Annotated in this window: 21 protein-coding genes; 10 read left to right on the top strand and 11 right to left on the bottom strand. The window is 62.2% G+C overall.

Going from position 1 to position 20032, the window contains the following annotated elements; all coding sequences use genetic code 11:
- Positions 1 to 16 precede the first annotated feature (16 nt).
- On the top strand, positions 17 to 811 hold the full coding sequence (locus A9995_RS07200) for a response regulator (RefSeq protein ID WP_067610797.1): 795 nt from the start codon (positions 17 to 19) through the stop codon (positions 809 to 811).
- A 195-nt stretch (positions 812 to 1006) separates the two neighbouring features.
- On the opposite strand, the gene A9995_RS07195 is transcribed toward A9995_RS07200, so the two are convergent.
- The gene (locus A9995_RS07195) at positions 1007 to 2665 is read right to left on the bottom strand and encodes a CHASE domain-containing protein (RefSeq protein ID WP_067610795.1); all 1659 of its coding nucleotides are present in this window, start codon (positions 2663 to 2665) and stop codon (positions 1007 to 1009) included.
- 202 nt (positions 2666 to 2867) lie between these two features.
- On the opposite strand from A9995_RS07195, the gene A9995_RS07190 reads away from it, so the two are divergent.
- The 3 genes from A9995_RS07190 to A9995_RS07180 all read left to right on the top strand — a co-directional run bounded on the left by A9995_RS07190 (position 2868) and on the right by A9995_RS07180 (position 4957).
- Complete coding sequence (locus tag A9995_RS07190; protein ID WP_067610794.1) at positions 2868 to 3050, top strand: NepR family anti-sigma factor; 183 nt, start codon at positions 2868 to 2870, stop codon at positions 3048 to 3050.
- A complete protein-coding gene (locus tag A9995_RS07185; RefSeq protein ID WP_067610792.1) occupies positions 3050 to 3658 on the top strand; it encodes a sigma-70 family RNA polymerase sigma factor in 609 nt (202 codons plus the stop codon). Before A9995_RS07190 ends, A9995_RS07185 begins: the two co-directional genes overlap by 1 nt.
- Before the next feature lie 63 nt (positions 3659 to 3721).
- Positions 3722 to 4957: an AI-2E family transporter gene (locus A9995_RS07180; RefSeq protein ID WP_082992549.1), complete on the top strand. Its 1236-nt coding sequence runs from the start codon at positions 3722 to 3724 to the stop codon at positions 4955 to 4957.
- Between the two features lie 111 nt (positions 4958 to 5068).
- On the opposite strand, the gene A9995_RS07175 is transcribed toward A9995_RS07180, so the two are convergent.
- Positions 5069 to 5680 (bottom strand): superoxide dismutase, encoded by a 612-nt coding sequence (locus A9995_RS07175; RefSeq protein WP_067610790.1) that lies wholly within the window; start codon positions 5678 to 5680, stop codon positions 5069 to 5071.
- Between the two features lie 201 nt (positions 5681 to 5881).
- Here A9995_RS07175 and glmM point away from each other — a divergent pair, with 201 nt between their 5' ends.
- From glmM to thiD, 3 genes are read left to right on the top strand one after another with little or no spacing between them, the layout of a single operon-like run.
- Positions 5882 to 7219 carry a phosphoglucosamine mutase gene (gene glmM / locus A9995_RS07170; protein WP_067610788.1) on the top strand — a complete coding sequence of 446 codons (1338 nt, stop codon included), beginning with the start codon at positions 5882 to 5884 and terminating at the stop codon, positions 7217 to 7219.
- Positions 7219 to 7446 carry a DUF1272 domain-containing protein gene (locus tag A9995_RS07165; protein WP_067610787.1) on the top strand — a complete coding sequence of 76 codons (228 nt, stop codon included), beginning with the start codon at positions 7219 to 7221 and terminating at the stop codon, positions 7444 to 7446. Before glmM ends, A9995_RS07165 begins: the two co-directional genes overlap by 1 nt.
- A 1-nt stretch (position 7447) precedes the next feature.
- On the top strand, positions 7448 to 8248 hold the full coding sequence (gene thiD, locus A9995_RS07160; RefSeq protein WP_067610785.1) for a bifunctional hydroxymethylpyrimidine kinase/phosphomethylpyrimidine kinase: 801 nt from the start codon (positions 7448 to 7450) through the stop codon (positions 8246 to 8248).
- On the opposite strand, the gene A9995_RS07155 is transcribed toward thiD, so the two are convergent.
- Complete coding sequence (locus A9995_RS07155; RefSeq protein WP_067610784.1) at positions 8245 to 9141, bottom strand: LOG family protein; 897 nt, start codon at positions 9139 to 9141, stop codon at positions 8245 to 8247. The two genes, thiD and A9995_RS07155, sit on opposite strands and share 4 nt — an antisense overlap.
- A gap of 133 nt (positions 9142 to 9274) precedes the next feature.
- On the opposite strand from A9995_RS07155, the gene A9995_RS07150 reads away from it, so the two are divergent.
- Together A9995_RS07150 and A9995_RS07145 are read left to right on the top strand one after the other, a co-directional pair.
- Complete coding sequence (locus tag A9995_RS07150; RefSeq protein WP_067610782.1) at positions 9275 to 10045, top strand: Crp/Fnr family transcriptional regulator; 771 nt, start codon at positions 9275 to 9277, stop codon at positions 10043 to 10045.
- Between the two features lie 157 nt (positions 10046 to 10202).
- Complete coding sequence (locus tag A9995_RS07145; RefSeq protein ID WP_067610781.1) at positions 10203 to 10940, top strand: Crp/Fnr family transcriptional regulator; 738 nt, start codon at positions 10203 to 10205, stop codon at positions 10938 to 10940.
- A gap of 18 nt (positions 10941 to 10958) precedes the next feature.
- Here A9995_RS07145 and A9995_RS07140 read toward each other — a convergent pair whose 3' ends face one another.
- The 4 genes from A9995_RS07140 to A9995_RS07125 form a co-directional block, all read right to left on the bottom strand.
- On the bottom strand, positions 10959 to 11558 hold the full coding sequence (locus A9995_RS07140) for a DUF1989 domain-containing protein (protein WP_067610779.1): 600 nt from the start codon (positions 11556 to 11558) through the stop codon (positions 10959 to 10961).
- Positions 11555 to 12256, bottom strand: coding sequence for a guanitoxin biosynthesis heme-dependent pre-guanitoxin N-hydroxylase GntA (gene gntA, locus A9995_RS07135; RefSeq protein ID WP_145916850.1), 702 nt, complete (start codon positions 12254 to 12256; stop codon positions 11555 to 11557). Before gntA ends, A9995_RS07140 begins: the two co-directional genes overlap by 4 nt.
- Positions 12257 to 12734: 478 nt before the next feature.
- On the bottom strand, positions 12735 to 13916 hold the full coding sequence (locus A9995_RS07130; RefSeq protein ID WP_067610777.1) for a site-specific integrase: 1182 nt from the start codon (positions 13914 to 13916) through the stop codon (positions 12735 to 12737).
- Between the two features lie 49 nt (positions 13917 to 13965).
- Entirely contained in the window at positions 13966 to 14529 is a 564-nt protein-coding gene (locus A9995_RS07125) for a hypothetical protein (RefSeq protein ID WP_145916849.1), read from the bottom strand.
- A 90-nt stretch (positions 14530 to 14619) separates the two neighbouring features.
- Here A9995_RS07125 and A9995_RS15990 point away from each other — a divergent pair, with 90 nt between their 5' ends.
- Positions 14620 to 14850, top strand: coding sequence for a helix-turn-helix domain-containing protein (locus tag A9995_RS15990; protein WP_082992548.1), 231 nt, complete (start codon positions 14620 to 14622; stop codon positions 14848 to 14850).
- 181 nt (positions 14851 to 15031) lie between these two features.
- Here the strand turns inward: A9995_RS15990 and A9995_RS07120 are convergent, their stop codons facing one another.
- The 4 genes from A9995_RS07120 to A9995_RS07105 form a co-directional block, all read right to left on the bottom strand.
- Positions 15032 to 16507 (bottom strand): DUF3482 domain-containing protein, encoded by a 1476-nt coding sequence (locus tag A9995_RS07120; RefSeq protein WP_067610773.1) that lies wholly within the window; start codon positions 16505 to 16507, stop codon positions 15032 to 15034.
- Positions 16508 to 16509: 2 nt separating this feature from the next.
- Entirely contained in the window at positions 16510 to 18006 is a 1497-nt protein-coding gene (locus A9995_RS07115; protein ID WP_067610771.1) for a DUF2868 domain-containing protein, read from the bottom strand.
- Positions 18007 to 18283: 277 nt separating this feature from the next.
- On the bottom strand, positions 18284 to 19372 hold the full coding sequence (locus A9995_RS15985) for a PHB depolymerase family esterase (protein ID WP_199797228.1): 1089 nt from the start codon (positions 19370 to 19372) through the stop codon (positions 18284 to 18286).
- A gap of 27 nt (positions 19373 to 19399) precedes the next feature.
- Complete coding sequence (locus A9995_RS07105) at positions 19400 to 19873, bottom strand: hypothetical protein (protein WP_199797227.1); 474 nt, start codon at positions 19871 to 19873, stop codon at positions 19400 to 19402.
- Positions 19874 to 20032: the final 159 nt, after the last annotated feature.

The raw sequence follows: 20032 nt of genomic DNA, 5'->3' as shown, positions 1-20032 counted from the left end.
CTTGGAAGGGGACTTTATGTCGCTTGGTGATCAGATTGCGAAGAATTTGCCGTATTTACGCCGTTACGCGCGTGCCTTGACCGGGTCCCAGGCGACGGGCGATGCCTTCGTCCGGGCGACGCTCGAGGCAGCGCTGGCCGACGAAGACCTCAAGCGGTCGCTGGATGGCGGTCGGGTGCCGCTCTATCGCGCCTTCAACAAGGTCTGGGCGAGCGCCTATCTTGAGACGCCCGAACCCGAAAGCGCATCCGGCGCTCATGAGCAGGCCGCCAGCGGCAGGCTCAAGGCGATCACGCCGATGAACCGCCAGGCGCTGTTGCTGACCACGCTGGAGGATTTCTCGGTCGATCAGGCATCCGAGATCATGGAGGTCGAACCCGACGAGATCGAGAAGCTGGTGCAGGAAGCGGTCGCCGAAATCGACCGCGAGACCTCGACCAGCGTGCTGATCATCGAGGACGAGCCGCTGATTTCGATGCAGCTCGAAGACCTGGTCAAATCGCTCGGCCACGAGATCTGCGGCACCGCAGCAACGCGGACGCAGGCGCAGGAAGTGGTGGCCGAGAAGACCCCCGGTCTGGTCCTCGCCGATATCCAGCTCGCCGACGGCTCTTCGGGTCTCGACGCGGTGGATGACATTCTGGCGATCGACACGGTTCCGGTGATCTTTATCACCGCCTACCCCGAACGCCTGCTGACCGGCGATCGGCCCGAGCCGACCTATCTGGTCACCAAGCCGTTCCAGGAGCAGACGGTTCGCGCCGCGATCAGCCAGGCGCTGTTCTTCGGCTCGAGCCGGCCGCTCGCCTGAGCGCAAGCCGCATCGACCATACCAAGTTGAATGGCGGTCCCTCGGGGCCGCCATTTTTCTTTCCGCCCGTTGTTTTTTCTTGAATCCAGATTTTCCTAAATCTGGATTTTCCCAAGTCTGCCGAATTCGCTTCGGCGCGGGTCCGACTTCTGCGGCCCACACGAGCGCGCGCGCCGTGCCCGACTCCCGATGTCCTCAGCCGTTGTCCGGTGTCTGGCGCTTGGCGCGGATCTCGAAGGCGCTGCGTTCGCGCACCGGCACCAGCAGGATGCAGCGGACGCCCGCGGGCGCGAACTCCAGCTCGACCGGATGGCGCAGTTCATGTGCGACGATCTTCTCGATCAGATCGGTGCCGAACCCGCGCTGGCGCTGCTGCGGGACCGGCGGACCGCCGCTCTCGATCCAGTGCAGCCGCACGAGATTGTCGGCGACCATCTCCCAGGTAACCGAAACCACCCCGCCCTCGGTGCTGAGCGAACCATATTTGGTGGCATTGGTCGCCAGCTCGTGCAGCGCAAGGCCCAGCGACAGCGCGTCGTTGGGCGCCAGTTCCACCATCGGCCCTTCGCTCATTACCCGGTGGGAATCGTCATGCGCATAAGGCGCCAGCTCGGCCCCGACCACTGCCGCGATCGGGGTGGTGCCCCATTCGGATTTGGTCAGCAGGTCGTGGGTGGCCGACAGGGCGCGGATGCGGCCATCGAGCCCGTCGGCGAATTCCTCGACATTGTCGGAGCGGCGACGCGTCAGCGCCACGATCGAGAGCACGTTGGCGAGCGTGTTCTTGACCCGGTGGTTGAGCTCGCGGGTGAGCGAGTTGCGGATCGAGTTCTGCTCGGCGAACCAGTTTAGCGAGCGCTGGTCCTCCAGCGCCTGCTGGGTCAGCAGACGCGACACGATCATCAGCAGGCTGGCCACCGCGAGGCCGAACAGGAATGTGATCAGCGCCATCGCCGACAGCACGCTGCCACCCACCGCCTGGATGACCAGCGTCATGTCGCGATTGGCGACCCTTACCGTCTGCTGCAGCGTCTCCCCGCTGAGCTCCTCGCCACTCAGGCTGCCGAGCAGGGCGGCCTCGGCCGGATCGCCGTCGTAAAGCCGGACACCAAGGCCATTGCGATCGACCAGCTCCGCGGCCGAGGCGAGAAAATCCTGCGCATTGAACGGGCTCATGATGAAACCCTTGAGCCGTCGCTCGCCCGCGACGGTTTCGAACACAGGCATGAAGATCAGGAACCCGGGGGCCGAGCCCTGCCCTTCCTGGACGAGCACCACGCGTCCGCTGGCGGTGGGTCGCATGGTGCGCTCGGCCTCGTCCATTGCTGCGCGCCGGGTGGGTTCGGAATACATATCGAAACCGATCGCGCGGCGGTTGCGAGCGGTGTCGGGCTGCAGCAGCGCGATCGGCACCAGAGTGTCGCGCGGTTCGTCAGCGAGCGAGGGCTGCACCTCCATATCCGCGACGCGGTAACGGCCCAGATCTCTTTCGAACTCGGCCACCTGACCGGCAGTCAGCACCGGCGCCCAGCCATAGCCTTCCGCCCCGCGGTAATCGGCATCGAGCCGCAGCTCAGCTACGAACCGGCCAAAAGTCGTCATGTCGACGCGCCCGACGGTGGAAAACAGTGCCGCGCCCGCCCGCAGATACGAGGCATTCACCGATGCCCGCCGTTCCAGCGCCGACGCCATCGCGATGCCGGTGCGGTTCATCATCACCTGCGCGCGCTGCTCCTCGCCGCGCTCGATGGCAAAGACGCTCAAAACGGTAACCCCGATGACGAGCAAGAAGATCGCCAGCGGGATCGCACGCGGATAGGTGACGAGCCAGCGTCGCGGTCCGGAACTGAGCAAGCTGGCCTTTTGAGACAGGATTTCGTCCCCCGAGAGTTGATTACTTGGCCGGAACGGCTGTAGGAAACCCACGCCATATGCAGCCGGTCTGTGTGTGGGGGAACCAAAATCGGGGGGCTTCGTTCCCTGCTAACCCAAGGGATCGAACAAACCGCGTTACGTCGCAGGACGCGATTTGTGATAAGGACGTGCCAGATCGACTATGACTTCGGATAGAAAAGCCCGCGACGACCGCGGCCCCGGCGAGCCTCGCAAGCCCGGGGCGGGCCAGTCGAACAAACCGCAGTGGGCAAACGGCCTGCGCCAATTGTACGATTCCGTCGTGGAAGAGGACATTCCCGATCAATTCAAGGATCTGCTCTCTAGACTGGACGCAAAGGACTGATGGGGGCTGAGAAACGGACGGCCAGCGAAAAGGCCGCATTCAAACGTGAACTGACCGATGTGGTCCCGCATCTGCGCGCCTTTGCGCGCGGACTGTGCGGTCGTGCCGACATGGCCGACGACCTCGTACAGGAAGCGCTGCTCAAGGCCTGGGCGGCGCAGGAACGGTTCGAGCCTGGCACCTCGATGCGCGCCTGGACCTTCGTGATCCTGCGCAACGCCTATCTCACCGACATGCGCCGCAATCGCTTCCGCGGCGAATACGACGAGAACGTCGCCGAGCGAATCCTGACCGCACCAGCGGGGCAGGAAGAGCCGATCCATCTCTCCGACATGCACCGCGCGCTGCTGACGCTTCCTCCCGAGCGACGCGAGGCGCTGCTGCTGGTCGGTGCGGGCGGCTTCTCCTACGAGGAAGCGGCGAATATTTGCGGTTGCGCCGTGGGGACGATCAAGAGCCGCGTGGGCCGCGCCCGCGCCGCGCTCAACACCATGCTCGCCGATGGCGATATCCCGCGCCGCTCCACCAGCGACGACACCGCCCATCGCGCGATCCTCGAGGAACTGGACGATGTTGCCGCCGGCAATGGCGTCGCATCGCGCAGCTGACCGGGTCGTGCAGCTGAAGTGGGGTCTTGCCGGTTCGAGCCGCTCGGTCCATCCTGCGCCGGCATGACCACACCCGAACCCGAACCGCAGCCCGAACCGCAGACCGCCGCCTCGCTCAAGCGTTCGAGCCAGCGGCTGGCATTCGCCGAACAGGAGCTGCGGCTGATTTCGGCGCTGGTGCTGCTGATCGGCATGGGCCTGTTCCTGGCGCTGCCCTTTGTCCTCTCGATCGGATCGGTGGTGTTCCTGCCGCTGACAGCAGCCGTGGTGCTCACGATCATCCTGTCGCCGATGGCCGACAAGCTGGCGACCTGGGGCTTGCCCAATGTGCTCGCCTCGCTCGTATCGCTGCTGGTGTTCCTGGCGATCGTGATGCTCGCGCTGGCGCTGATCCTCCAGCCGGCCTTCGCGCTGTTCGAACGCCTGCCGGAAATGGTCGACACGGTCGGCATGCGCTTTGCCGAGCTGCGCAACCAGTTTGGCTGGATCGCACAGATCAACGAGGATCTGGCCGAACTGATGGATCGCGGCACCGGGCCGAAGGTCGTGATCGCAAGCCCCAGCCTGCTGCAGGAGATGGCCTTCGCCACCCCCAGCGTGGTGATCGAAATCGTCCTGATGCTGCTGATGGCCTTCTTCATGGTCGAGGCGCGCGTTCGGCTGCGCCAGCATCTGCTGCTCGGCCGCGCTTCGTTCGGTGCCAGTGTGATGGCGGCGCGGGTGCTGCGCGAGGTGCAGGACCGGGTCGCGGCCTATATTCTGACCGTCGGCTGGATCAATCTGTGCGTCGGGGTGATCGTCGGAATCGGCGCCTGGGCGCTGGGCGTCGAGGCGCCGATCATGTGGGGCGGGCTTGCCGCGCTGCTCAATTTCATTCCCTACATTGGCCCGACGATGATGATCGGCCTGCTGGCGCTGTTCGGTATCGGTACCACCGAAACCGTTTTTCTTGGGCTCATACCCGCGGCGGCCTATCTCGGGCTGCACACGATCGAGGCGAACGTGGTGACCCCCTCGATCCTGGGCGCGCGCTTCACCATGAGCCCGGTGATGATCCTGATCGCGCTAAGCTATTTTTCCTGGATCTGGGGAGTCCCCGGAGCGCTGCTCTCGGTGCCGCTGCTGCTCACGCTGACCGCGCTGTTCGAACATATCGGGCGGCCAAACCTGGTTGGCTTCGTCTTTGGCGAACCGCTGTTCGCCAAGAATCTCCTGGCGAACCAGTCCGATGAACGGCTCGATGATAAGCTCGGCGACCATCCCGGGGACCATCCCCTGCGGACCCCCGAGCCGGTCTAGCAAGCCCCGCTACCGGCCCAGGCTCCGGCACCGGCACTGCTCCGACGGACATGAAAAGGCCCGCTCCACCAACTCGATGGAACGGGCCAGATACCTTTGACGATAGTGCGGTCAGCCGGGGTATTTCCAGCATTCGCCGCGCGCCAGATTCTCCGACGCGAAGCTCCAGTTGAGCTTGTTGTCGAGCACGGCATCGAGATATTTCGGCCGCGCGTTCTGGTAGTCCAGATAATAGGCGTGTTCCCAGAGGTCGATCACCAGCAGCGGATTGTAGCCCTGGTCGGCAAGCGTATCGCCATCGTGGGTTTCCTCGATCGACAGCTTGCCATCCTTTTCGGCGACCCAGACCCAGCCGCTGGCAAAATGGCCGGCGCCGCGTTCGGCCAGCTTGCTCTTGAGTTCGGTGATCGAGCCAAAGGCGGCCTCGATCATGCTCTTTAACTCGCCCGATGCCGCCGATTCCTCGCCGGTCAGCGAATGCCAGTAGAAACCGTGGTTCCAGCTCTGCGCAGCGTTGTTGAACAGGCCCTGGTCGCTGCCGCGCGCGGTAGCGACGACTTCTTCCAACGACTTGTCGGCGTGGTCGGTGCCTTCGATCGCCTTGTTGGTCTTGTCGATATAGGCCTGGTGGTGCTTGCCATAGTGATACGACAGCGTCTCGGCCGAAATAGCGGGCTCGAGTTCGGTGTCAGGATACGGCAGGTCGATGAGCTTGAAAGCCATGAGTGGTTCCCTCTGGTTCTGAATTCGTAAAGATCGGTTCACCCATGCAACGCTTGGCGCCGCGATGGGTTGCAAACTGCTAGAGGAAAATTCGGCCCGCTCCCACCAGAGAATACGCCGGGCCGGTGAGCCCTTCCCATTGGCGCGCCAAGCGGGCAGAAGCGCCCCCACAACCGGCCACAAACGGACAATGGAATCAGGATGACACGCAAGTTTTTCGGGACGGACGGGATTCGCGGACGGACCAATTCGGACAAGATGACCGCCTCGACTGCGATGCGCATCGGTCAGGCCGCCGGGGCGCATTTCCGTCGCGGGACGCACCGCAACCGGGTGGTGATCGGCAAGGACACGCGGCTGTCGGGTTATATGGTGGAAAGTGCGCTGGTTGCGGGCTTCACCAGCGTCGGCGTGGACGTGATCATGACCGGGCCATTGCCCACCCCCGCTATCGCCATGCTGACGCACGAGATGCGCGCCGATCTGGGGGTGATGATCTCGGCCAGCCACAATCCTTACGAAGACAATGGCATCAAGCTGTTCGGTCCCGACGGGTTCAAGCTGTCGGACGAGGACGAGATGGCGATCGAGGCGCTGTTAGACGAGAAGCCACAGCTTGCCGAGCCGCAGGATATCGGTCGCGCCCGGCGGATCGAGGATGCGCGCGGGCGCTATATCCATGCGGTCAAGCAGTCGGTCGGGGCCGACGTCCGTTTCGACACCCTCAAGGTCGTTGTCGATTGTGCCAATGGTGCGGCCTATCAGGTCACGCCATCGGCCATCTGGGAACTGGGTGCCGAGGTCGTCACGCTGGGCGTCACGCCCAATGGCACCAATATCAACGACGGCGTCGGTTCCACCTCGCTCGACGCCCTCAAAGCCAAGGTCATCGAGACCGGCGCGGATATCGGCATTGCGCTGGATGGCGATGCCGACCGGCTGATCCTGATCGACGAAAAGGGCCAGACGGTCGATGGCGACCAGATCATGGCGCTGATTGCCACCCGGATGTCGGAAAAGGGACAGCTGCGGGGCGGCGGAGTGGTGGCCACGGTCATGTCCAACCTCGGGCTGGAGCGCTATCTCGAGGGTATCGGACTGACGCTCGAACGAACCAGGGTGGGCGACCGCCATGTGCTCGAGCGCATGAAACAGGGCGGCTTCAATATCGGCGGCGAGCAATCGGGGCACATGATCCTGCTCGATCATGCAACGACCGGCGATGGCACGGTGGCCGCGCTGCGCGTGCTTTCCAGCCTGGTACGATCGGGCCGTCCGGCGAGCGAACTCCTCCGCCTGTTCGATCCGGTCCCGCAACTGCTCAAGAACGTGCGCTTCGATGGCGGCAACCCGCTCGCGGCGGAGGGCGTCAAGCAGGCGATCGTCGCCGGTGAGGCCGAACTGGCCGGCAAGGGGCGCCTGCTGATCCGCGCTTCGGGCACCGAACCGCTGATCCGCGTCATGGCCGAGGGCGACGACGCCGCTCTCGTCGAACGCGTCGTCGACAGCATCTGCGATTCGGTGCGGGCCGCCGTCTGATGCTCGAGATGCGCCCCGATTGCGAGCGCTGCGGCGCGGACCTGCCCGCCGAGGCTCCGGGCGCATTCATCTGCAGTTTCGAGTGCAGCTTCTGCGCGCGCTGCGCCGACGCGCTCGATGACATCTGCCCCAATTGCGGCGGCGAGTTGATGGACCGGCCCACGCGTTCCAATGCGCTGCAGGAGAAATATCCGCCCGGCACCGAGCGCAAGCACCGGTCCGCCTGAGATGGACCGCAAGCCCGCCCGCATCCTGTCCATCGCCGGTTCCGACAGTTCGGGCGGCGCCGGAATCCAGGCCGATATCAAGACCATCACCATGCTGGGCGGTTATGCGATGACCGCCATCACCGCGATAACCGCGCAGAACACGCGCGGCGTGCAGGCGGTCGAGATGCTGCCGGTCGAACTGGTACTGGCGCAGATCGATTCCTGCCTTTCGGACATTGGCGCCGATGCCATCAAGATCGGGATGCTGGGTTCGCCCGAGGTCGCGAACGCGGTGGCCGAGCGGCTCGACAGTTTCGCCGGGCCGATCGTCTTCGACCCGGTCATGGTCGCCACCAGCGGTGCCGAACTGGCGAGCGGCGAAACCATCGCCGCGTTCGATCGCATGCTCGCGATCGCCACGTTGGCGACCCCCAATATCCCCGAACTTGCAGTGCTATCGGGCTTGGATCCCGATACCCCGGATGCGATCCTGGAAGCGGCGATGGCGCTGGCCAAGCGCCACGGGGTGCAGGTGCTCGCCAAGGGCGGGCATCGCAGCGATGCCGAAGTGCTCGACTATATCGCCTCGCCATCGGGCAAATACGCCAGCTTCGGCCATGCGCGGATCGACACGCGGCACACGCATGGCACCGGCTGCACGCTGTCGGCGGCGCTGGCGACATTGCTCGGCTTCGGCCAGCCGCTCACCAATGCGATCCAGCTGGCGCGCAGCTTCACCTACCGCGCGATCGAGCTTGCGCCCGGGTTCGGGGAAGGCAGCGGCCCGCTCGGCCAGCAGGCCGTCCGCAGGCTGGACTAGACCTCGAACTTGTAGAAATCGGCGATGTGACCCCAGGCCTCGTCCGCGGTTTCGCACCAGCGGAACAGCTCAAGATCCTTATGGCCGATCGTCCCCTCGTCCGCGAGCGCCTCGAAATCGATCACCCGGGTCCAGAACTCCTTGCCGAACAGCAGGATCGGCATCGGCTTCATCTTGCCGGTCTGGATCAGCGTCAGCAGCTCGAAGAATTCGTCGAAGGTGCCAAAGCCGCCCGGGAACACCGCCACCGCGCGTGCGCGCAGCAGGAAATGCATCTTGCGCAGCGCGAAATAGTGGAACTGGAAACTGAGGTGCGGGGTGACATAGCTGTTGGGCGCCTGCTCGTGCGGCAGGACGATGTTGAGCCCGATGGTCTCCGCGCCGACATCGTGCGCGCCCTTGTTGGCTGCCTCCATGATCGACGGCCCGCCGCCCGAGCAGACCACGAACTGGCGCTTGCCGTCCTCGACGATGGCCTTCTCGCTCGCGAGCCGCGCGAGGTCGTAGGCCTCCTGATAGTATTTCGCCTTGGCAGCGAGGTTCTTGACCACGCGCCGGTCGCGCTCGGGCAGATCGGACGCGCCCTCGAGCGCGGTCTCGACCGAATGCGGAGGCGGGATGCGCGCCGAACCGTAGATCACCAGCGTCGAACCGACCCCTGCCTCGTCGAGCAGCATTTCCGGCTTGAGCAGCTCGAGCTGGAACCGCACCGGGCGCAATTCCTCGCGCAGCAGGAAGTCGCGGTCCTGGAAGGCCAGCTCATACGCCGGATCCAGCGTCTGGGGAGTGACATGCGGCTGGGACTTGGAGAATTGCGCCTCCTCCTCCGCCGGATAGAAATTGCGGGCGGCGCGATCGTGCTTGCCGGTCTCTGTTTTGGGGGTGTCGGTCATGCGGTGCCGATAGGCAAAGCCGGGCCTTGCGGCAAGCGGTGCCGAAGCCGCGGGCGCTACGACGCAGTGTGCCAATCCCGGGGCGATGCGGAAGCGGTTGGCTTGTTTCGCATCCACCGGTTAGAATGTGCGCATGAACAACCTCAACGAGTTCGAGAGATATCCGAAAACCGGGCGTTTCCTCGCCGGGCGCGCGCGCTCCCAACTGAGCGAAGCCGAGCGTTCACGGATGGAGGCGCTGGTGGCCGAAACCGAGGTGCTCGAACACGGCCACCGGGTGATCGCCCGCGGGCAGACCTCCAAGCATTCGACTATGCTGATCGAAGGCTTCATGCTGCGGACGCTGGAATCGGAAAACCGCCGCCATGCGGTAAGCTTCCACGTGCCCGGCGATTTTGTCGATCTGCACTGCTTCGCGCTTCAGCGGCTCGATCACAACATCGATTGCGTCGGCGTGGCCAAGGTCGGCTACGTCCCACATGATGCCATCGTCCAGGTGATGCGCGACGATCCGGAGCTGGCGCGGCTGTTCTGGTTTTCCACGCTGCTCGATGCCGCCATGCACCGCAGATGGATCATGAAGCTCGAACAGCTCACCGCGCCGTGCCGGATCGCGCATATCTTCGCGGAGATATGGGAGCGGCTCGAGATGGTCGGGCTGGCCCGGACGGACGGCTTCGACACGCCTTTGACGCAGATCGATCTGGCCGACATGTGCGGTGCTACCGCGATTCACGTCAATCGCGCCATCGCCGAACTGCGCAAGACCGGAATCGCCGATTTCCGCCGCGGCCGCGTGATGGTTTCCGACCGCGAGCGGCTGAAGGAATACGGCGATTTCAACCCGGGCTACCTTTATGCCGACGCGCCGTCGGTCGTCGATATCGCTGGCCCGCCCGCATAGGCGCTGCGGGCAAGCCGAGCCCTGGAAGGTGCACAAGTGCGGCACGGTTGCCGGATATCGCCAGAAAATGCTCGGACACTAACATTTCTCAATGGACCGGTCCGTACCCGCTTGCTTAAGCGCAGCGCGACCTGGCGGGGGTAGAAAGACCGAAGCAATGACCTATCCTCTCACCCGAGAATTCCTCGCGGGACGCCTGCGAGAGCATCTCAGCCAGAACGCCCTGACCCATATCGAAGACCTCATCGAAAGTGTCGAAGAGCACGGCGATAATGTGCAGCTCGTCGAAAGCGGTGTCTCGCTCGATGACAGCCACCTGCTCATCGAAGGGTTCGTGCTCCGCACGATCGAGACCGGCGAGCGCCGCTTCATCGTCGGCATTCACGTTCCCGGCGATTTTATCGATCTGCATCGCTTCGCGCTCAAACGGCTCGACCACACTCTGGTCAGCGCAGGATCGGTCAGGCTGGGTGCCGTTCCGCACGAACGGTTGCAGACCGTGATGAACGAGCGTCCGGATATCGCTCGCGCGATGTGGTTTGCGACGCTGCTCGATGCTGCAATCCATCGCAGATGGATCCAGGCGCTCGAACAACTCGATGCCCCGCGCCGGATCGCGCATCTCTACGCCGAGCTGCACGAGCGGCTCACCATGATCGGTCGCCAGGTCCCGCGCGCGCTGCGCACACCCTTCACCCAGCTCGATCTGGCAGATATGTGCGGGGTCAGCGCGGTCCATGCCAATCGCGCGGTGGCCAAATTGCGCGAGCTGGGGATCGGCGAGATCCGCCGCGGCGATCTCTACACCGACGATTGGGACGCGCTCAAACGCTATGCCCGCTTCGATGGCAGCTATCTCTACGGCCACGGCGCGCTCAAGCTCCAGGACGACTGACGCTAGGGTCCCGGAGGATCAGGCCGGCTCGACCGCGTAATCGATCGGCTTGAAGCTGCCGCCGTTCGACGCGTAGGCAGAACAGGCGGTCAGCCCGACGATCAGATCCATAGCAGCGCGCAGCACGATCCGGTCGCCAGCCTTGCTCAGCGGCGGCTTCACCGCGAGCACCCCGGTTTTGCCATCCACCGGCACGGTCATGAACAGGTTGAACGCGGTCGGGATCGCATCGGCGACGATACCATAGGGCGCGAGCGCCGCCTCCAGATTGCCGAAGCAGCCGCGATGCTCGGGCTTGTCGGGATAGAAATGGCGAAAGGTATCGACGCTGCAGGGGGTGAGCAGGAAATCATGCGTCCCCACCGTGTCCTCGACGATCTCCAGCATCACCCGCGACCGGTTGGACCACAAGCGGTTGCCGGTGGTCAGCGCGATGGTCTCTTCGTAATCGAAGGTCCGACCGTTGGAGATGACCTCGCCGATATCGTCCGCGCCGTAGCAGACCAGGTCGGAAACCTGCCCGCCCTCGGGATCGCTCACCACCAGCGTCTCGCCCTTGGGAAGCTTCAAAGCCACGCCGCTGCGCGGTTCTATTCGGGTCATCAGGGGCCGGTTCATTTTGGCAGGCTCCGCTTGTCGCTGAAGGGGCAGGTCCAGTCGGGCGCCACCGCGCGGCCGCTGTATTGCCGCGCTTCGCTGGTTTCGCCGTGGCGGGCAAGCATCGGGTTCGCCGAGCCGGCAAGCTTGGTGTCGCGCGCCAGAATGGCCTCGCGCATCCGCTCGTAGCGGCCCTGCTCGCGCAATTGCTCGAACTGGTCGTGGAGGTTGAACACCAGCGTCGGATAGGCAAACCGTCGCGCCGGGCGCGAGGCATTGGGGTGCAGGCCGACGACGAAGAAGGCCTCGCCGCCGAAGCTGAGCGAGAAATGCGGATCGGAGGGGTCGGGGCTGACGCTGGCGTCATAGGGCTGGGAAAACCAGTCGTCCTTGTCGGCGAGCGATTGCAGCCGTTCCCACAAACGCGCCTCGAACGCGCTCTCGTCCGCATCGACTGGCCCTTCGAACACCACGGCGAGGCTGCGCAGATAGCTGCGATCGTCGCGGTAGCTTTGGGCCCAGTCGAGCAGCGCATCGTGGATCCGCAGATCGTCCCAGCCACTGGTCATGTTCTTGGCGAAGAGCGTCTTCAAGGTTCCGCGCGCCAGCGTGGATTTCGCGCCGACGCAGGGGAATTCGCTGCGCTCGATAAAGGCTTCGAAACGCTCGCGCATCTCGACTTCGCGAGTCTGCGGCACTGTCATCGCGGCGACGGTCATTGCACAGCCCTCGCGCAGGCTGCGATTCCGCTTGCAGCCTCGCTATCGTCCACCCGGCTTTCGCGGGCGTTGAGGGGCACGACTGGCTCCGGGCGGGTAGGCATGGATGGGGTCTTTCAATGGTTCAAGATTCGCAGCGGAGGGGCCAAGCCCTTCCGCGCCGCAAACACCAAACGGCCTGCCGACCCCAAAGCGCCAAGACTCACATGACTTTATTTTCCCCACGCGCAGAACCTTGCGCGGCGGTCCGAGAACACCCGGCCTGCGCATGACCCCGCGAGAATAAACCCTACGGCCGTAAGCGGCCCTTATCGTCGCGAACTGCCGCGTGATGCCCCAAACTGCGTCCCGGACAGTGGGGTGGCGCGATCGCTCGGGCCCGACCGATAGATCCGTGTGGAAATGGATGCCCCGTGAGGATTCGAACCTCAATTGACGGAGTCAGAGTCCGTAAACCACTATTGATATGTTTGGCTTTTTAGGCTGCTTGCTGCGTCCACGCTGCATCGAGATAGCCGATAAGCTCTTTCTCGATCGCACCAGCTGCGCTTCCATCCAGTTCAGCCTTTTCGAAGAGATGGCCATAAGTGTCGAAGGTGACCTGGATTGAGGAGTGCCCCATCCATGTCTGGATGGTCTTCGGAGACACGCTCTTTTCAATCCAAAGAGACGCTGCAGCATGGCGGAGGGCATGTAACGAGTAGCGCTTGATCCACTTTTCCATGCCCTTGGCAGTTTCCTCTATGTCAAAGATGCCAGCATGAATTTGGAGATCGTAGAAGATCCTTCCATTCAATCGAGCATGCGAGACTGGCGAACCTCTTGTGGACGGGAAAACCAAATTCAAAGACGTCGTTGGGCACGCGAGCTTCCAGGCGCGCAAAGCCGTTACAACTCGCATTGGCAGAGGAATTGTTCGATAGCCGGACTTCGATTTTGGATAGCCGATCACATTGCGCGAGTCGGCACGTCGCTCGACCGTCAATGTGCCTTCGCGAAAATCGATAGATTGCCACATAAGGCCGCGCGCTTCTGATGCCCGAATGCCGGTAAACAGAAGCAGCATTACCAGTGGCAGCGTCATCATTTCTGCCATCATCGGCGAGTGCCGCAGCATTGCCATAAGCTCGCCCCTGAGCGGAATCACCACCTTCGGGTTACGTCGCTGTCCACGCTTCGCTTGGACTTTGACGAACACGTTCCCGCCAGTGAGTCCGATACGCTCAGCCTCGGCTCCAATTGCCCTAAGGGAGCGTAAAACCCTTTTAGTCATGGCAGGGCTAAGTTTTGCGATGAGATCGTCACCGATAAGTTCGGCATCAACTCTCGTAACCGAACCGATCCTTTGTCCACCGCAGATCGGATTGATATGTAATCGAACATGTTGTTCGTAAGCAGCGATCGTGGTCGGCTCCAGAGCATTGAGCTTACATTTGGATAACCACGAGCGACCTGCGTCCGCAATCGTTGCCGATCGGACACCTCCCGTTTGTATGCCTCGGCGCGTCTTTTGACTTACGGAGCTTCGATGAGCTTCCGCGTCTCGTTTTAGAGCGAATTGCTTAGACAACCTTTTACCAGAAGCATCCTTCCAGTCGACGACCCAAGCGCATTTTTCGATTCCTCTCGACTTCCATATCCGCTTGCGAACGCTTGCCATTTTAATTTACTCTCACATCCAATAATCGCCTAAGAATGTCCCGATCTTTTCACCACTCTTCTGTTTGCGCCCACACGAATGCACTCTCAGTGCCAGCCTCACGCAGACCGACAGTTAGGCCGAACAGGATTCTGCTCACGTTTATAGTGATGTAACGAGGAGCGCTCAGCATCGCTTGAAGGCTTGAGAGTTCTTCAGGTCTCTCGTTGGCTGTTATCGAGAAGATAAAAGCGCCTTCGTCCGGCTCCCCAATATCCGCTTGACCTGCCTGCAGCGAAAGTCCCGTGAAGTGCGTCTGGAAAAACCCGAGCATAATTTGCTCGTCCGGAGCGCTACGCGCTTGCAAAAAGGCTTTTCGAACGGACTCCCACCACCCCTCAATTAATCGCACGGACCGGTCCGGGCTAATTCCACATTCGAGCAATTCGAGAACGAACGCGAGTTCAAGTAATTGGCGCGCTCCGTATCTAGGGCGTTTGCCACCAGTGTTTACACCGGTGGGCCATCCGGAACGCTGGAGCTGCTTGAGACGGGCTCGAAACTTTTCACGATGTTCCTCTTTTACGTCGAGATTCGAGGCAAGAGCGATTTCAACCTGTGCGAACTTGAGCATCAACTTTCCTTTGGATACGAATATATCCATTGCACACACTCTGCAGAAAAGCTAGCTGTTTAGATACAAACGTATCCACAGGAGTTTCATATGAAAGATTCTCATGACTTGTTAAAGGGCGCGAAAGAAGCTGCGAAGGCTCTCGGCCTAAGCCCGCGCGAGATTTATCACCTGCTCGATCAGGGTCTGATACCGGCGAAAAAATTAGGAGGGCGTTGGTATTTCTACCGAAATGAACTTCTCGACAGCTTCCGGGCCAACGCTCATAAAAGTGATGTTCGGCCTGATTTAGTGTGCGAGCCAGCGGAAGCATTGATGTAGAATCGGTAGTAGTTTGGGTAGTCAAAAGGAGGCTCGCAGTGCAATTTCTGCTGTTGGGCCGTTTGCCGACTGCCCGCTTCTAGCTTGCTGGTATGGAAAGCTGCCATTCCGTTAACGACCGAAAGGCGGTCTAGCGGGAATCCCAGGCGCGCCCAGATTGAAGCATCCCTGGTCCGACTGATTAAGACCAAGCGACATTCTTCCCGGCTTCGGGGTAAAGACGCTTTAACACGGCGCTTATGATCCTGCGCAGCTCCTCACTGATCGCTGGTGGCGCTGTCTCGTTAATGGCGGAGCGGCTAGTAGCGGTAGCGATCATTAAAGCTTCGGCACGTTTGGCGACCTCATCTTCCACGACCTTCTGCCAGAATGCCGGGTGTTCGCCCTCCGAATATTCGCCCCGGCCGCGTCCATAATGGGCCACGGCGAGATAGCGCAGCACGGCAGTCACCGTTAGCCGCTCGAGAAAATCGTTCGCCCAGCGCATTTTCGACCCATTCTCGCCGCGTGCCATGTTGATACCCTTGGCAACCCCGCTGCCGCCTAGTGCGCCCAGAACCGCGCCCACGATCATGCCACCGCCCAGCGTCAGGCCGCCCGACATCACGTCAGCCGCCAGCCCGCCGACCGCACCCGTCATTAACCCGCCTAAGGTCGCCGCCACGCCTTCGGGCGTCTTGGCACCATGCGCGTAATCCTCGCCCACCCGTTCCAGCACTTGTTTCGCGGCCTTGCCCGACAGATTGTGCAATATGATCAGCTCGTCGGTTGAGGCGGCGGTCGCTTCAGCCAGTCGCGCGGCGAGCTGGACCATCGCCTTGCGCGCCGCGCCGTCGCTCTTGCCGCGGCCCGAAACCGCTTCGGCCAATTTCCCCTGCCAGCCGGCGTCCTCGACCTCCTCGTCATCGGCCGCGGCCCGGGCGAGATACCGCGCGAGGACCCCAATCGCCGCTTCGTATCGCGCTAAGTTCAGCAGCTCCCACCGTTCGCGCAAGCGCACCATGGCGGGCTGCTTCGCTTCATTTAATAGGGGCGCCACCGTGTCGAGCAGGGCGCCTTCTTGCACCCACACGCGGGCAAAAGCATCCAGCGGCAGGACCGCTCGCACCTGGCCCGGTGCGCCGATATCCGCCCAGCGCGCCTGCTCGCCCGACACATCCTCGCGCGGGGGGCCCATTTGGTTCAGCAGCACAACCACCGGTTTCCCGATCCAACCCAGCACCTCCATTTCCAGATCGACGTAATTGGCGCTGGCGGGATCCTCTGCCGCGTTGACAAGGTAGAGGATGACGTCTGCTTCTTCGCGCGCGTTCTTGACCGCTTGCTGGCTCGACCATAGCGGGCGTTCGCGCCAGCGGTCCCACACCTGCGACAGGAACCAGCCGATCGGATTGCCGGAACCTTTCAGCCGCCGCAGCAAACGAGCAGTATCGCCGAACCCGGGGGTGTCCCATAGCATCAGCGTATCGGCATCGTTCTGCACCAGTACATACCCGGTGGACAGATCGGTCACATGCGCCGCATCGCGGACCTCGCCCACGTCGCGACCCAGCAGCGTGCGCGCAAGAGTCGTTTTGCCGGCATTGGTGTGGCTGATCAGGCTAAGGTTGACGGTCGCTCCGTCCCCTGCCGGTTCGGTTGCGGGCAAGCCTTCCATACTCATCGCACCAAGTCCAAATCGGCCTGCAAATTCGCTTCGATCCGTTGTGCCAGCCGGTCGTCCGCGATGTCGGAAAGGTCCACGCCGAGGGGAACGATGCCTGCGGGCGCGAAAACCGAGCGCCAGGCAGCCAGTCGCGTCGCGATCCGTTCGTCAAGGCCCGACTGTCCGCCGAAATGCACGCGGTATGGGCTTTCGTCGATCAGCGCCCCCAGCACCGTTCCGTTACCATGGTCCTTAAGTCGCTGCGCCACGATCTGCGCCAGATAGCCGTGGTTTTCTGCCTCTGGCGTGGAGGACAGCGTAAACAGCAGCACGCAGTAATCGTCATCGGGATCGATTGCGCGAGTAGTGATCCAGTTCTCTTCTCCCCCGTATTCGATCGGCTCTTCGATGCGAACCTCGGCCCCATCGCCTAGGACATGTTTCAGCGTAGCGATCAGGCGTCGGCGGGTCTCCTCGCCGGGATGGTAAGCATAGGGGATCACGCGCGCGCGTCCTGGTGCGGCGCCGCTCGCGCGCAGGAGGCGGCGAATGTAAAAATCGTCGCGCCCTGCCACTGACAGGCTGAGCGCAAGCTGAAATGCCCTCAGGCTCTGCCAGCTAGCCAGAGCGAGGCGCGGCACGATGACCAGCCCCGTGATAGTTAGCATGTATAGGTGAATCCAGGGCGCCGCATTGACGCCGGAGATTTCCGCTCCCGTCCAGCGCATGGCGTTGATGTCGGCGAGCGGCGGGATCGCGACGCCCGATACCGAGCTGGCAGGCCCAAGCAAGGCGACCAGCACGGCGCGCACCGCCACAGGGTCCAGGAACGTGCTTTCCCAACCCGCGCGATATTCAATCACCAGCGCTCGCAGATAGATGCCTGCGATCAGCCCGACTGCGAACAGCGCTGCGCTCAGATGCAGCGAACGCCGGGCGCGCGCGGCGTCGATAGGCGAGGTCACGTCCGACCAACGCTCCTCAAAATTGCGCGCGGCACGTTCGATCGCTGAGGAAGGGTCGGAGATGCGCCGCCCCACGCCGCTGAGCCGCGCAATGCCCAGCGCGAGCGGATCAGGCAAGCGGTTGCCGCTGACCAGACCCGCAATCGTGGCCCCGAATATCCATGCATAGACCAGCAGGTTCCAGCCGATCGTCCCCAGCAGGGGTGCGGCCAAAAGATCCATGCGTTGCCCGGTGCCGAACTCATTGGCGGAGAACCCCGCCACCAGCCCCGCTGCCGCGAGCCCAATGCCGATCCAGCCCGACCAGCGCGTGCGCTGCAACAACCGCGCCAGCCCCTTGTGCCGCGTTGTCAGCCGCGCGGTGGCGAAATTAGCGCGCGCGATCAAAAACGCCTTGGCGAAGCGCCCGCTTTTCAACGAACCGGCCGCCTGTCGTCCGCTCGCATCGGCCGCCGCCCGGTCCTCCTTGGTGAAGAGCGTAGCTTCGCGATCTTCGAGCTCGATGGCTCGGACAAACTCGATCCTGCGCGCTTCGTCTTCCGTCATGCAGCCCCCGCGTTGCGATCCACCACCCTATGGCGCGGTATGCGTCGCAATCAAAGCGGACAGCGCATCGGGAACGAACGGCGGTAGGCAATATCGTTCCGGGGCACGAAATCAGCGCCAATCCGGTCCCACGATCCGGAATTCGTGCGCCTTAAGCTGGTCCAGCATGACTTCTATTCGGCAAGCACCCGCAGCGGCACGACCGCGAGCGTGACACCGCTATCGACGGCGGCGGTCGCTATCCTGCCCAGATCGAAGATTGCTGACGCTCCAGCGGTTACCGACATTTACGGTGTTGAAGGAAAAAGCGCGCCATCTCTCGTGAGGCGTCAGGACCACTGGCATCCGTGTAGGATCCGGCTGGCGATCCGCCTGACCACGCATGGCCCGCACCTACGATTTCCCAATTCTCTGCTAAACTGCGGCAATCCGAATTTACTAACGATGTCTTGCGGTAGCGGCGTCCGGCTGAACTGACACCTTGCTCAACCCTTCGTTCGAGCGAAGCAAGATCGGGAGATGAAGCACAATCCGCATGGATCTGCTCGCTGTTTGCCGGATGGACCGTGCTGTCGCGGTCGCCATGAAAGGTGATGACCGGAATATACGGGCTCGCGGAGACCGGTCGGCTTTTTCTTTGACCTCTCATAGCCGCCAACGCACTGGGCAAGTCTCGTGCAGATCCGCATGCGAGCCCTGAATGAATTCCTACGGCAGTGTAGAGCTCTGGGTAGGAAGCCGCCATGATCGCTGCAGCCGCGCCTCCGGCGGAAAGCCCCGCAATATAGACGCGGGAAGAATCGACATCGCAATTTGCCATGATCTCGCGTGTGATGCCGGCGATCATCTCGGGTTCGCCAGCGCCTTTCTTCTGGTCACCGGGACGGAACCAGTTCCAGCATTTCTGGGCGTTTGCGGATTGCCGTTGCTCGGGATAAGCGACGATGAGGCCAAACTCTTTCCCTATTTCGTTCATGTGCGTGCCACGGGCGAAATCATCGGCGGACTGCGTGCAGCCATGAAGCATTATAACGAGCGGAAGCGGTCCATCGACCTGCGCGGGCACATACAGCAGGTAATCAAGGCTGCCACGGGCAGCGTCGTAGCAATGCCGCTTCATTCCTTGTGCTGCGCCGTCCCGAGGCCCGTTGCGTTTGCCCTTGCGCACAATCGCTTGAGATTTGGGAAGAGCACTCATCTCTTTACGAAGATCGACGGGCCTCGCCGGCATCAGACTTGGCTCCGCTTTGACGAAGTTCGTAGCGCTCAGCGTGCGTTGGATTAGAGCAGTAGCGTCACTCAGACTGCCAGCGCGCGTCAAGGCGAGGATATGCTTCATCTGAGCGTTCATTGGGTGAATCATCATCAATATCCTGTTTGGCGGGCCATCATGTTAGGTCAGTCGATCGGCCAGCGCCGATTTTACGGAGGCAGGTGCGCGAAAAGCTCCAAGCACCGAGAGCGACTTGATCGTAGCTAGTGCCAGTTCCGGTTCGACGTCGTTCCCGATGCTGAGCAAGCCAAGCACGTGAAGTTCCAGCATCTCGCCGGCCTCCCGAGCCATTTCGAGATCTTTGCGGCTAAGTTGACTAATACCCAGCACTGGCATTTCACGAGTGCGGACCTGCCGAGATATCTCCTCATGCCGGGCCAGTTCATTTCGGATTGCAGTTCGGATGAAATCAGTGCGGTTGGCAAAGGCGCTTTCCCTCACAAGCAGATCGATCGAGCCGAGATCAACAAACCCGAGATTGATCGTAATCTTTTCGCTATCGCCGGTGGGTCGCGGACTTGAATTAGCAGGCATACCATCCTCCTGGATGGTCAGCAGATGGTGATTTCTGCCGTTCCTTTCAATGGGACCCATCCCCGAAAGTTGCCGTTGGTGGTGTTCGGCGGCCAGTTATATTAGAATTTTGAAGCAGATTTGGTGATCATTCGCTTGCAATTGTGCCTACATCCCGGGAACCTGTGCATCCCGAGTTCCGACGTGATCTAACGATCAGAATAGCCGCCCGTTGGACCG

Origin of the sequence: Erythrobacter sp. QSSC1-22B (assembly GCF_001678665.1) — a bacterium.
In the GTDB taxonomy this organism is placed as follows: domain Bacteria; phylum Pseudomonadota; class Alphaproteobacteria; order Sphingomonadales; family Sphingomonadaceae; genus Qipengyuania.
The sequence above is the reverse complement of the archived record's forward strand: the minus strand, read 5'-3'. Positions and strand labels throughout refer to the sequence as shown.